Genomic DNA, 13,171 nt, shown 5'->3' on the forward strand with positions numbered 1-13,171 from the left:
CAACAAGTGCCTTTCTAGCTAGCATTCTATTGATTTTTGAAAAGGGTTTCTTTTGTAAGCGGAATGATGAAAGTAATGAATAGGAGCGTGATGAAATGTTAAGTACAAATGCTGGGAAAGAGTTGTTGGCAAAAGATGAAAAATATGTGTGGCACTCCATGAAACCATACAACCCTAATGCAACCTTTGTAATTGAAAAATCAACGGGCGCAAGAGTTGTTGATGTGGACGGAAAAGAGTATATCGATGCGATGGCAGGGCTTTGGTGTGTGAATGTTGGATATGGTCGGGAAGAGTTAGCGAAAGCAGCATATGATCAAATGATAAAAAATGCGTACACGCCACTATCCTTTTCCCATGCACCAGCTATTGAGTTAGCAGAAAAAATTAATGAGCTGTTAGGCGATGACTATGTCATTTTCTTCTCCAATAGTGGTTCTGAGGCAAATGAAACAGCCTTTAAAATCGCAAGACAATATCACCATCAAAAAGGCGAGTCATCCCGCTGGAAAATCGTCTCCCGCTACCGTGCCTATCATGGGAACTCTATGGGCTCACTGGCAGCAACTGGTCAAGCAGAACGAAAATACCGTTACGAGCCATTAGCACCAGGATTCATTCATGTAACACCGCCTGATTCTTATCGCAACAATGAAGATCATTATACAGACCCACTTGAAATTCCAAGTGTAAAAGAAGTCGACAAAGTCATGACTTGGGAGTTCAGCGAAACAATTGCGGCAATGATTTTAGAGCCAATTATTACAGGGGGCGGCATCCTCATTCCTCCAGAAAACTATTTAAAAGGAATCGAAGCGGTATGTAAAAAGCACGGAGCATTAATGATTGTTGATGAAGTGATTTGCGGGTTCGGCCGCACTGGAAAACCATTTGGCTTTATGAACTACGGCGTTAAACCAGATATCATTACGATGGCAAAAGGTATTACGAGTGCTTATCTACCTTTATCAGCAACTGCGGTGAAACGGGAAATTTATGAAGCCTTTAAAGATAGTGGAGAATATGATTTCTTCCGTCATGTGAATACGTTCGGCGGAAATCCAGCAGCAAGTGCAGTAGCGATTAAAAATATTGATATTATGCTAGAAGAAAATCTATTCGAACGTTCAGCGGTAAAAGGTGCTGAAATGTTGAAAGCATTCCAAGATGAGTTGAAAAATGCACCGTATGTTGGCAATGTGCGAGGAAAAGGATTGCTGATTGGAATTGAACTTGTGAAAGATCAAGCTACAAAAGAGCCGCTTGATGTGAAACTAGTGAATGAAGTCATTGCGAAAAGTAAAGAGAAAAGAGTCATTATTAATAAGAACGGCGTAACAGTGGCAGGCTATAATAACGTTTTAACAATCGCACCACCATTAAATATTTCAGATGAAGATATTGAAACAGTTGTGAAAGTCGTTTCTAAAGCAATTAAAGAGTTGAAATAAAGTTACGTACACACATACCTTTAAAATAATGTTGTAATAAAGTGAACGACATTGTACGAATTCAAAGTGGACACTTGATGGTTCGATCAAATGAATCCCTAAAAATTGAAGGTTGCATATGTTGCGTTTTGGTGATAATTGCATAAAGTGCATGATGTAAGAAACTCAATTGAATCTCTTTCGAATGTGAAAGTTGAAGCACATCCCTATGAAGAAACCGGCGAAACTACTTTCGTCCGTCCCCCTTGTTTTAAATAGAACGTGTTAATTCGAATAAATTTTTATGAATTTGTGATAATTACTTTGAAAGTTGAAGCGAATCTATTAAAATATTTAATTGCGTGTGGTTATGAATGAAGGAATAGATTGCATGGACCAGTCGAATTTTAGTTTCGACTGGTCTATCTTTGTGCGCCCGGCATGTACATGAACTATAGGGTGTAAGTCCCGAACCCCGAAGACAGAAGTAGAGGTTAGCCAAGAGCAAGGGTGTCCGTGGTGACGCGGAATCTGAAGGAAGCTGGAGGCAAAACACCGGTCCGAGGAACACGAACCTCATATAAGGCTAGGTATGATTGAGTGAGTTTGCGAAACAAAACAAAGCTCTTTCTGTCGAAGGTCATATCGAGTAAATGAGGCGGATAGATGGTGTGAAAGTGCATGTACTTACCCGGGGAGGTCTGATGGATACGTGAAGTACACTTCATAACCTACTTAGTGATAAGTAGCTGAACCATCAGAAGTCAGCAGAGGTCATAGTATTAGTTGGTCTAGAACAACTGAGAAGGACCGAACAATTAAGAGAGAATAGCCCTTGGCATTCAGTGAGTCATGATGAACACAGAAAACGTAGTACCTCACTTGAGGGAGGAAGCGGTGAATCCCGTGGGGGACCTCTTGGAGGGTGGAGTGACCACTGGCATAAGAAGACAAGCTATTCACGGAAGGAGAATAACGATGCTTTTGAATCAAATCCTGTCACGGGAGAATATGCTTCAAGCACTAAAACGTGTAGAACAGAATAAAGGAAGCCACGGAGTAGATATGATGCCCGTACAAAATCTACGACAGCACATAGTTGAAAACTGGCTATCGATTAAAGAAGCAATTCTCAAGGGAACTTATGAACCGATGCCAGTCCGCAGAGTCGAAATCCCGAAACCTGATGGCGGTGTTCGCTTACTAGGAATCCCTACCGTAACAGACCGTTTGATTCAACAAGCAATCGCCCAAGTACTTTCAAAAGTGTATGACCCTACATTCTCTGAAAACAGCTACGGATTTCGACCAAACCGAAGTGCTCATGATGCGGTGAGGAAAGCGAAAGAATATATAAGAGATGGATATCGATGGGTTGTAGATATGGACTTGGAGAAATTCTTTGATAAGGTCAACCATGATAGATTAATGGGTACACTCGCGAAGAGAATCCAAGATAAACCATTACTGAAATTGATTCGTAAGTATTTACAATCGGGCGTCATGATTAATGGTGTGGTGTCAAGCACATTAGAAGGAACTCCACAAGGAGGACCATTAAGTCCGCTACTATCTAACATTGTACTAGATGAACTAGATAAAGAATTGGAAAGAAGAGGACACAAATTCGTTCGATATGCGGATGACTGTAACATTTACGTGAAAAGTAAACGAGCAGGACTTCGCACAATGGCAAGTATCCAGCGATTTATTGAAGGAACACTACGACTGAAAGTAAATGAAAAGAAATCAGCGGTCGACCGTCCATGGAAACGTAAGTTTCTAGGATTTAGCTTTACCTATCATAAAGAGCCAAAGGTTCGTATCGCAAAAGAAAGCCTTAAACGAATGAAGAATAAAGTTCGTGAAATCACATCACGCAAGATGCCCTACCCGATGGAATACCGCATTCAGAAACTGAATCAATATCTAATGGGATGGTGTGGATATTTTGCCTTGGCAGACACCAAATCTATATTCCTTGGATTAGATAAATGGATTCGTAGAAGACTTCGGATGTGTCTATGGAAGAACTGGAAGAAACCGAAAACAAAGATACGCAACCTTATTCAACTTGGCGTACCACAATGGCAAGCGTATGAATGGGGAAATACTCGGAAGAGTTATTGGCGTATTTCAAATAGTCCAATATTACACAGAACCCTTGGTAACTCCAATTGGAGAAACCAAGGGCTGAAAAGTCTTGAAGCTCGTTATGAAAACTTGCGTCAATGATCTTAATTGAACCGCCGTATACGGAACCGTACGTACGGTGGTGTGAGAGGACGGGAGTTAATCGCTCCCTCCTACTCGATTTGTAGATATAAATGTAGAAAACGGAAGATAATTAATCGTTAGAAAAGATGAAATGTTGCATTATTTCCCGAGAAATGTCTTATTTTGGGAGGGGAATTTCCTTGAATGTCGAAGATTTGATACATGAAACAGAAGGGGTTGAATTCTATCTGAGAGACAACTAAATATGATCTTCTATTGGAATAAAAACTTTTTTGGAGGGAAGGAACTTTTTCGTAGCGACAAATCGTTATCCCCGTTAAGTGGCTATTCCTTTATTATCTGACGAGGGGAAGTAGGTGTTGGACGAAAGTTTATTATTCGAAAATCTCGACTTCATTTCGCCTTCGTGAAGAAAAAGCCGCTTACTTTTGCTATTGTAAATAAGGCATTAAATGACCCTTTAATATTGAGAAAAACGAGGAGAAGTCCCCTCGTTGTTGATAAGTTGAGATTATACCCGTATCTATTCATCAATTTAACTCTAGTGCAATGGTTTCTGTTTTGCCATTCCATTCTATTATAGCTTCAATTTCCGATTCTTTACTCACATTAGAACATCCAAAAGGTAAACTGAATACTCCTTCAGGTTCTAGTGAAACATCTCCTTCTAAATTATCAATGGAGAACTTTATACTTTCGGGAACTGGCTCATTGCCTATATATTTAATAGCTCCACTTGATTTTCCGCAAACTTCACTTTTATTCACTTCATAACGTATACTCCAATAATCGCTTTCCCCAGTAAATAAAAGAATTTCTTGTATACATGCTGTCAAGGGAAGAATACAAATAAGCAAAATCATTAACATACGGACTTTTTTCAAAATTTAACACCTCCCGCTTAGTAACTAAATAACTTTACTAGAATTGCGATTCGACATTATTAATATATTACTCATGAATTTCAAAAAATCCTTGCAGTTTGTCGATAAATTAACTAAAGGTTTAAACAGTTTTGGCAAATCTCCTTCCTTTTGAAGAAATCAAAAATAAAAAACTGTAAACTCTTTACATTTTCAATTTACAGAATAAAATGAAGATTATGTAGATTGATTGATGGATTATACAGGGGGGAAGGAGAATGGTTCAATATAGAGCAACGACAATGGCAATGAAAGGGATGGTGACGTCGCCACACTACTTAGCATCACAGGCAGGCCTTTCTGTGTTAAAAGAGGGAGGGAATGCAATTGAAGCTGCTATTGCAATGGCTTCAACCATTGCCGTTGTTTATCCTCACATGAATGGCATTGGTGGAGATAACTTTTGGCTCATTTATAACGCAAACAACGGGGTAATCACAGCGATTAATGGAAGTGGTCGTTCCGGCGAAAGGGCAAGCATTGAATTTTATCGCTCCAAAGGATACGAAACAATTCCTGCGCGCGGTCCACTTGCGGCTATTACGGTACCCGGTGCAGTTCGGGGATGGAATGTAGCATATCAATACGGACAAGATGAAATGGGAAGTACCATGCCATGGCATAAGCTCCTTGAACAAGCGATTGCCTATGCAAAGGAAGGCTTTCCTGTGACTCCAAGCCAACACACATGGACGAAAGTAAATTTGGATGAAAAAGATCAAACGTTTCGTGCATTAAATCGTTTTGAAGAGTTTTCTCGCATCTTTCTAAAGGATGGTAAGCCTTACAAAGTGGGAGATATCTTCATTCAAGAAGATTTGGCACACACATTGGAACTCATTGCACAAAACGGCGCGGACTATTTTTATGATAGTGAATTGACGGAACGTATGGTGGAAGACTTGCAGAAACACGGAGGCATTTTGACAAAAGAGGATTTCCAAAAACATACGAGCGATTTAGTGGAGCCCATTTCAGTGCCTTATCGTAACTTTGTGGCTTATAATCTTCCTCCAAATACACAAGGATTGGCGTCTTTATCCATATTGAATATTTTAAATCAATTGAATTTAGCGGAGATTGAAGAAGGCTCTGCACAGCATTATCACCTATTAGCAGAAGCCATCAAACATGCCTTCCGAGACCGTGACAAGTATTTAACTGATCCAACATACAACCATATTCCGCTGAACGAATTGCTCAGTAAAGAGCGAGGAGTTGGCTTTGCTGAAAAGATAAAAGAAAGTTGCCATGCGACGGCATTACCTGCCATGGATCCAAAGGGGGATACGGTTTGGTTTGCGGTGGTGGATGAAAAAGGAAATGCTGTTTCCTGCATTCAAAGCATTTATCATGAATTTGGTTCCGCTTTTATTCCAAAAGGAACAGGGGTATTATTGCAAAATCGAGGCAGCTTCTTCTCTTTAGATGACAAACACGTGAATTCCTTGCAACCGAGAAAACGCTCCTTCCATACGCTCAATTCTGCCATGCTGATGAAGGATAATCGCCCAGTCTTAATTTACGGAACTATGGGGGGAGAAGGTCAGCCACAAACGCAAACGCTCCTTGCAACACGCATTATCGATTACGGTATGAATGTACAGGAAGCTATCGAAGCTCCGCGATTTTTATATGGCAGGACTTGGGGAGCAACCACTAATACATTAAAAGTGGAAAGCCGTATTCCAAAAAATGTGCAAAAGGAGTTGGAACGATTTGGGCATGAGGTGGAAGTGGTAGAAGAGTTTTCGGATTTGATGGGACACGCAGGAGCGATATATATCGATGAAAAGGGAGTGAAGTATGGAGGAGCAGATCCTCGTGGTGATGGTATAGCCATTGGATATTAAAAAATTTTCCAATTCCTCTCGTTCGTAATATAACAATTGATTCACAAAATGTGAAAATTTTGTAAAAATATATAGAGAAAGATATAAAGTATATAAAAATAATATAAATACTATTCTATAAGAATTTTACCTACATTACGATAAAGGGGGATAAAGTATGGCAAGGCAGAGAGATATATTTATTGCCTTTTTCCGTTCTGGTATGTTGGGATTTGGTGGAGGGCCATCAACTATCCCTCTTGTTCAAAAAGAAGTAGTGGATACCTTTCAAATGATGACCGATGAAGAATTTGCGGATGTGTTAGCAATAGGTAATACTTTACCTGGCCCCATTATTACAAAAATGGCTGGATATATTGGCTATCGAGTAGGTGGATGGCTAGGTTTAATCAATGCTTTAATCGCTGCTATTCTCCCATCGGTTATATTAATGATTCTTTTCCTTGCCACACTCAAACAATTTAAAGATTTTGATTTTGTAAAAGGAATGTCGAATGGAGTTATTCCAATTGTAGCCGTAATGCTTGGAGTACTCACTTGGGATTTTCTTAAAAAATCTCATAAGTCTCTTGGGTGGAAAGTCGGAGGCATTATTTTGTGCGTTTCAATCGTTGGAATGCTGATTCTGAAGCTTCATCCAGGCATCATCATTGCAGGATTGCTTTTGATTGCATTACTTCTCCCAATCAAAAAAGAGGAGAGAATAGAATGATTTATATACAATTATTTCTGGCCTTCTTCTACCCAGGGATTTTAGGATATGGAGGGGGGCCTGCTTCCATTCCGTTAATTGAATATGAAGTTGTTGATAAGTATGGTTGGATGAATACATCAGAGTTCAGCGAAGTATTGGCGTTAGGAAATTCATTGCCTGGACAGATTGCGATTAAAATGGCAGGATACATTGGCTATGAGGTCGGGGGCGTTTTGGGGGCGATTGTAGCATTGTTTGCAACAGTAGGGCCTTCATTAGTTGCCATGTTGATTTTACTTAACATTTTATATCGTTATCGGCAATCCCCGAAAGTCAAAAGATTGTCTAGTTTCGTTTTACCGGCAGTTGTTGTATTGCTTGCAGAATTGACCTTTGATTTTTTGAGAACGTCTTATGATACAATTGGAATAATTTATACGATTATACTCATCGTAGGTGCATACATTGCTCTTGAAAAATTAAAAATTCATCCTGCTTTTGTTGTGATGATGGGACTTATAATTGGTGGGATATTTCTTTAATACAAGTTGTTATGATAGGCAATATGAGGCATTCTTTAGGGTGTCACCATTTTGCCTTCTATCTTTGTGTCATGAAAATACTTTTCAACTATGAAATATAGGTGGTTAGATGAAATATAATTTAAGGGTCAAATTAATAGTAAGTATCGTAATATTAGCGATTATGAGTTGCACTTTTCTAGCAATCGTTTCTTTTTTTCAGTTGAAGAAACAAACGGAGACGGAAAATGAATTCGTATTTAAAAGGATAGAAGACACAATCAAAGATTCTTTAAAATCCTATGAAAAGGCGATTCTACTACTAGATGATAACAGCGCTGAAAAAATGAAAGAATATACGAAGATGTTAATAGAGAAGTATAATGAAAATCCAAACTTTGATGAATGGGATTTCCAAGGCTTGAATCAAGCATTAGGGATGCATATATACATAATCAACACAGAAAATGTGATTACTCATAGTAGTTTTGAACAAGATATTGGTCTAGATTTTACAAAATGTTGTAAAAAACTAACCACCCTATTAAATGAAAGAAGAGCGACTGGAGAGTTTTATCATGATGCGTTAGATATAGAGCAACAAACAGGGGAAATAAAGAAGTATAGTTACATGGCGACACCAGATAAAAAGTATGTGATTGAATTGAGCTACTCTTTAAATGAAAATAATATTTTCAAGGCGTTTAACTTTTTTAATCACATCCAAGAATTAAAAGAATTATATCCATTTATTTATGACATTCATATTTTGAACATTGGAGGATTAACGCTTGGCAAATCTACTAATGAAAGGCGCTTAACGAAAAAAGAAAAGGAAGCCTTTGACAGAACGTTATCATCGAAACAACCGACAGAAATAGATTATTATTGGAATGGTACACCTGCTACTTTCCGTTACATGTTTTATGAATCAGAATTTGATCGAGACTTTGCTCAAAACAAAGTAATTGAAATCATCTATGATGAAAAACTATGGAATGCCAATCTGCATCAAATAAAAAAAATGTTTGTCATTCAATTAATCATTATTTTTAGCTTCGTACTAGTACTATCTTTTGTGATTGCAAGACCAATGTATTTAGCTTACCATGACCGCTTAACGGGACTTGCGAACCGCTCTGCATTTGATGAATTTATAACGGCAATCAAAACAAAAAAAGGGAAGAAAACAGCCTTTTTCATGATTGATTTAGATCATTTTAAGGAAGTTAATGATGTGTTAGGACATCAATCAGGAGATGTGCTGTTAAAAAAGGTGGCTCAAATTATTCGCACCCTCATCCCGAAAAATGGGGAGGCTTATCGTTATGGTGGAGATGAATTTATTGTTGTTCTGAATTCAACAACGACCGAAGAAGCGAAAGAATTGGCACAGAAAATCATTACGGAAATTAATCAACTTGTTAAACAAAATACAGACATTGATAATCTTGGGGTTTCTGCAAGTATTGGCATTTCTTTTTATCCTGACGATGGGGATAATAAGTATTTGCTTTATAAAAAAGCGGATGTGGCTTTATATACAGCAAAAGAAAAGGGAAAAGGCCAATATTCTATTTTCGAAACAGAGTATTAAAATCTGGATAAATCATGGCGTCTTGATATGAAAAAGACGCCTATTTTGTTAACATGTTGCACTAATCAAACCATTAATGAAAATAAAGAAGAATCGAGGTAGCAATCATGGATTTACGACAACAAATAAAAAACTATACGCCATATAACGCACAAGAGGCAAAGGATCAAGAACTTATCTTACGTTATATGGATACTTTTGATAACTTATTGACACGTGATAATGAATTTGCCCATTTTACTGCATCTGCTTGGCTTGTGAATAAAGACCGTACAAAAGTGTTAATGGTCTACCATAATATTTATCAATCATGGTCATGGGTAGGGGGGCATGCCGATGGAAATGCCGACTTATTAGGAGTAGCTATGAAAGAGGCGAAGGAAGAAACGGGTTTAAAACAAGTAACCCCTGTATTGAAAGATATATTTTCAATCGAAATTTTAGGTGTCGCAGCCCATGAAAAAAAAGGTAGACATGTGGCGACTCATTTGCATCTCAATGCTACTTTCTTACTGGAAGCAAATGAACACGAATTATTGCATATTAAACCAGATGAAAACAGCGATATCAAGTGGTTTTTATTAGATGAAGCGGTGGAAGCAAGCACGGAAAGGGAGTTACAAGTAGTGTATAAAAAATTAAATGAAAAGTTGCGTTTATTACAAGGAAAATGAACCATTTAGGGATGATTCTTCCATATCTTAATGGTTAATAATATGAATATTTATGCATAAGAAGAATTTTTCTATTTTAAACTAGCATGGAAGCCGGCAATACCTGCTTTTTTGCATGTTTGAGGGAATATGGAATGAGAATATGGTCATAAAGAACAATTGAAGATGGAGATATAAAATTATATCATCTATAACTATAAAAAGGAATATGTTAATTTTCGATAAGCAGAAAAAATTGCATCGAACAGTTAAAAAATTGTTTTTTAATATAAAATAAAAAGAACCGCGGAATGATTAGCGGTTCTTTTAAAATGGAGCATACCGGGCTCGAACCGGTGACCTCTACGCTGCCAGCGTAGCGCACTCCCAACTGTGCTAATGCCCCGATTAATCAATATTATACCTATTTTTATAAAGTTATCAATCCTTTGAGAAAAGTTTGAAAAAGCAATTATTTCTATATAATGATAGTTTTTTTCTATTATAATCATAGAAATCTTTTATTAGACGAATATATGGTTCATATTTACAATAAAATTTAAAGGTAAGTGAAAAAATATACACTTTTTTAGGCTTCGTATTCGAAAAATTGTGTTTTATTTAAAAATTCTTCATATATTTAATACTAAATTATAATTAATACGAGGTGACATGTAATGGAAAAGGATTTAAGCCAAGTTATTCGACACAAAGCTTTCTTAGACAAAATAGTATCTGCTGAGGAAGCAGCTTCTTGGATTGAAGATGGAATGAACCTTGGTATGAGTGGTTTCACACTTTTCGGTGAGCCAAAAGAGTTCCCAAGAGCGCTTTCAGAACGTGGCAAAAAAGAAAACTTTAAAGTCAATGTTTATACTGGCGCTTCACTTGGACCAGCTGCTGACCAAGCTATGGCTGAAGCAGGAATCATTAATTTACGTGTTCCATATCAAGGAAACGCGGTAATGCGTAAAAAAATCAATAGTGGCGAAATGTACTATATCGATCAACATTTGTCTCATACGGCTGAAGAAGTAAGAAAAGGTACTTTAGGAAAAATTGATTATGCGATTATTGAAGCGGCAGCAATCACTGAAGATGGCTTAATTATCCCAACTGGTTCTGTAGGTAACTCTCCAATTTTTGTTGAGAAAGCTGAAAACGTTATCATCGAAGTAAACTTAACTGCACCTAGAGCATATGAAGGTCTTCACGATATTTATGTACAAAAAGAACAAGGTGAACGTCGAGAAATCCCAATTTACAACGTTTCTGACCGCATTGGTGAAATTGGAATCAAAGTTGATCCTGCAAAAGTAAAAGGTGTTATTTTATCTGAACAACCTGATATTCCTTCTCCTTTATTTGAGCCAAATGAAGAAACACAAGCAATTGCAGACCACTTAATCGACTTCTTAAATAAAGAAGTAGAAGAGGGAAGATTACCAATTTCTTTAGCTCCGCTACAATCTGGAGTAGGTTCTGTTGCTAACGCAGTTCTTAAAAATATGAAAGATGCTCAATTCAGAGATGTAGAAGTTCACTCTGAAGTATTACAAGATGGAATCTTTGACTTAATTGATGCAGGGATTGTTAAATTCGCATCTGGTACTGCGTTCTCGCTTTCTAAGAAACGCGTTGATTCATTAGCGGAAGACTTGGAAAAATACAAAGGCAAAATCATGTTCAGACCTCAAGAAATTTCAAATAACCCAGAAGTTATTCGCCGATTAGGAGTTATTTCATTTAACACAGCTTTAGAAGTTGACATTTACGGTAACGTAAACTCAACACACGTAAGCGGTACTAATATCATGAACGGTATTGGTGGATCTGGTGACTTTGCACGTAATGCTCGCATTACTATCTTCGTAACGCCTTCATTAGCAAAAGGTGGAGCAATTTCAGCAATCGTACCATTCGTATCGCATGTTGACCATACAGAGCACGATGTAGACGTAATTATTACTGAACAAGGATATGCAGATCTTCGCGGACTTCCACCAGTGAAGAGAGCAGAAAAAATTATCGAAATTGCACATCCTATGTACAGATCACAATTACGTGCATACTTTGAAGAAGCAAAAGAAAAAGTGGGTGGACAAACACCACACATCCTTGAAAAAGCCTTCTCCTTCCATACAAACTTAAAAGAAAAAGGTACTATGCTTTTTGAAGGAGCAGAAGTAAAATAATATAATATAGTATAGAAATGGGTTACGTTTTTCCACACGTAACCCTTTTAAATATGGAGAATACAGTTATTGTTATGAATTCACAATCATGATTATTTCATCAAATCTAATTTATGGGGTGTATTGTTAGTTGGATACGAATCAGAGAGCAATTGAACTGTATGAACAAAACGAATATGAGAAGGCAATGGAACTGTTTTTGAAAGCAGTGGATGAATCGAAAAACGTACAATCCTTGAACAATCTGGCCTGGATGTACCTTTATGAGAAAGAGGATGTCAACCGGGCCCTTGAATTGATTAAAGAAGCGGTTGGGATGAATCCTGCTTCCTATTTTCCTTATAATATTTTGGAAGAAATTTGAATTAAACAGGGACGTTGGAAGGAAGCGGAAGAGGCATTACAGAAGTCCATTTCGATTCAGCCATCAAACGAAGCCTTCATCAATTTGGCGGGAGTCTATTATCATCTTGGGGAACTGGAGCTTGCAGCAAAGTATTACTTGCTGGCAGAGAAAGATTCGGACATTTCCATGTATAGCTATATAAAATGCTTGATCGATTTGGGAAGAACAAAGGAAGCAAAAGAAAAATTGGATTTCATTAACAAGGGATCCTATCATTTGATTGGCGAAATCGAAATTGCCAATTTATACGTTGAGCTGGACTGCTACAACGAAGCAATCGAATGGTTTGAAAAAGGGTATAATGCATACTCCGGCAGCTCCTATTGGATTAGCCGATTTGTGTATGCTTTGTATAAGACGAATAATTTCTCCCGTTTAGATGAAGTCATTAAAGAGGAGATTGAAGAAACAAACAAAGCCATTATGCAGGAAGAAGTGAATGAAAACTGGACCGAGGCGCAAAAGAGAGACGCACTCGAAAATTATACGAGGGAATACAACTATTATAAACAATTGAAAGAGCGGGTCACTTCCGGATATGTTCCGCAATTGCAATTTTCTGCTCCGTTTACGAGTGCATGCTACTTGTTTGGATGCAAGCGCCACGGGAATCCGGAATATCAAGGCTAGAGGCCTCTATCCAGGCAAAGTTTAATAGGGC

General features: G+C 37.7%; 9 protein-coding genes, 1 tRNA gene and 1 pseudogene. 9 read left to right on the forward strand and 2 right to left on the reverse strand.

Annotation, left to right across the window (positions count from 1 at the left end; translation table 11 throughout):
- Nucleotides 1-95 precede the first annotated feature (95 nt).
- Nucleotides 96-1,451, forward strand: a complete 1,356-nt coding sequence (locus UtA1_RS04625; RefSeq protein WP_096550190.1) for an aspartate aminotransferase family protein — start codon at nucleotides 96-98, stop codon at nucleotides 1,449-1,451.
- 957 nt (nucleotides 1,452-2,408) lie between these two features.
- A complete protein-coding gene (gene ltrA, locus UtA1_RS04630; RefSeq protein ID WP_096552407.1) occupies nucleotides 2,409-3,665 on the forward strand; it encodes a group II intron reverse transcriptase/maturase in 1,257 nt (418 codons plus the stop codon).
- Nucleotides 3,666-4,198: 533 nt separating this feature from the next.
- Here the strand turns inward: ltrA and UtA1_RS04635 are convergent.
- Nucleotides 4,199-4,552 (reverse strand): hypothetical protein, encoded by a 354-nt coding sequence (locus tag UtA1_RS04635; protein ID WP_096550192.1) that lies wholly within the window; start codon nucleotides 4,550-4,552, stop codon nucleotides 4,199-4,201.
- Nucleotides 4,553-4,809: 257 nt separating this feature from the next.
- Between UtA1_RS04635 and ggt the strand changes: the two genes are divergently transcribed.
- From ggt to UtA1_RS04660, 5 genes are all read left to right on the forward strand, one after another.
- The gene (gene ggt / locus UtA1_RS04640) at nucleotides 4,810-6,444 is read left to right on the forward strand and encodes a gamma-glutamyltransferase (RefSeq protein ID WP_096550193.1); all 1,635 of its coding nucleotides are present in this window, start codon (nucleotides 4,810-4,812) and stop codon (nucleotides 6,442-6,444) included.
- 157 nt (nucleotides 6,445-6,601) lie between these two features.
- Complete coding sequence (locus UtA1_RS04645; protein ID WP_016838807.1) at nucleotides 6,602-7,156, forward strand: chromate transporter; 555 nt, start codon at nucleotides 6,602-6,604, stop codon at nucleotides 7,154-7,156.
- On the forward strand, nucleotides 7,153-7,680 hold the full coding sequence (locus UtA1_RS04650; RefSeq protein ID WP_096550194.1) for a chromate transporter: 528 nt from the start codon (nucleotides 7,153-7,155) through the stop codon (nucleotides 7,678-7,680). Before UtA1_RS04645 ends, UtA1_RS04650 begins: the two co-directional genes overlap by 4 nt.
- 109 nt (nucleotides 7,681-7,789) lie before the next feature.
- Entirely contained in the window at nucleotides 7,790-9,256 is a 1,467-nt protein-coding gene (locus tag UtA1_RS04655) for a GGDEF domain-containing protein (protein WP_096550195.1), read from the forward strand.
- Nucleotides 9,257-9,363: 107 nt separating this feature from the next.
- Nucleotides 9,364-9,930 carry an NUDIX hydrolase gene (locus UtA1_RS04660; RefSeq protein WP_096550196.1) on the forward strand — a complete coding sequence of 189 codons (567 nt, stop codon included), beginning with the start codon at nucleotides 9,364-9,366 and terminating at the stop codon, nucleotides 9,928-9,930.
- A gap of 312 nt (nucleotides 9,931-10,242) precedes the next feature.
- Here the strand turns inward: UtA1_RS04660 and UtA1_RS04665 are convergent.
- A tRNA-Ala gene (locus UtA1_RS04665) sits at nucleotides 10,243-10,315 on the reverse strand.
- A 271-nt stretch (nucleotides 10,316-10,586) separates the two neighbouring features.
- On the opposite strand from UtA1_RS04665, the gene UtA1_RS04670 reads away from it, so the two are divergent.
- Both UtA1_RS04670 and UtA1_RS04675 read left to right on the forward strand, forming a co-directional pair.
- Entirely contained in the window at nucleotides 10,587-12,104 is a 1,518-nt protein-coding gene (locus tag UtA1_RS04670) for a succinate CoA transferase (RefSeq protein WP_096550197.1), read from the forward strand.
- 130 nt (nucleotides 12,105-12,234) lie between these two features.
- Nucleotides 12,235-13,140, forward strand: a pseudogene (locus UtA1_RS04675) (tetratricopeptide repeat protein).
- Nucleotides 13,141-13,171: the final 31 nt, after the last annotated feature.

The organism is Ureibacillus thermosphaericus (assembly GCF_002370195.2).
In the GTDB taxonomy this organism is placed as follows: Bacteria; Bacillota; Bacilli; order Bacillales_A; family Planococcaceae; genus Ureibacillus; species Ureibacillus thermosphaericus.

Bases quoted from the DNA above. Each gene is read 5' to 3' on its own strand.
- UtA1_RS04625 (WP_096550190.1), top strand. From the start codon at position 96: ATGTTAAGTACAAATGCTGGGAAAGAGTTGTTGGCAAAAGATGAAAAA.
- ltrA (WP_096552407.1), top strand. From the start codon at position 2,409: ATGCTTTTGAATCAAATCCTGTCACGGGAGAATATGCTTCAAGCACTA.
- ggt (WP_096550193.1), top strand. From the start codon at position 4,810: ATGGTTCAATATAGAGCAACGACAATGGCAATGAAAGGGATGGTGACG.
- UtA1_RS04645 (WP_016838807.1), top strand. From the start codon at position 6,602: ATGGCAAGGCAGAGAGATATATTTATTGCCTTTTTCCGTTCTGGTATG.
- UtA1_RS04650 (WP_096550194.1), top strand. From the start codon at position 7,153: ATGATTTATATACAATTATTTCTGGCCTTCTTCTACCCAGGGATTTTA.
- UtA1_RS04655 (WP_096550195.1), top strand. From the start codon at position 7,790: ATGAAATATAATTTAAGGGTCAAATTAATAGTAAGTATCGTAATATTA.
- UtA1_RS04660 (WP_096550196.1), top strand. From the start codon at position 9,364: ATGGATTTACGACAACAAATAAAAAACTATACGCCATATAACGCACAA.
- UtA1_RS04670 (WP_096550197.1), top strand. From the start codon at position 10,587: ATGGAAAAGGATTTAAGCCAAGTTATTCGACACAAAGCTTTCTTAGAC.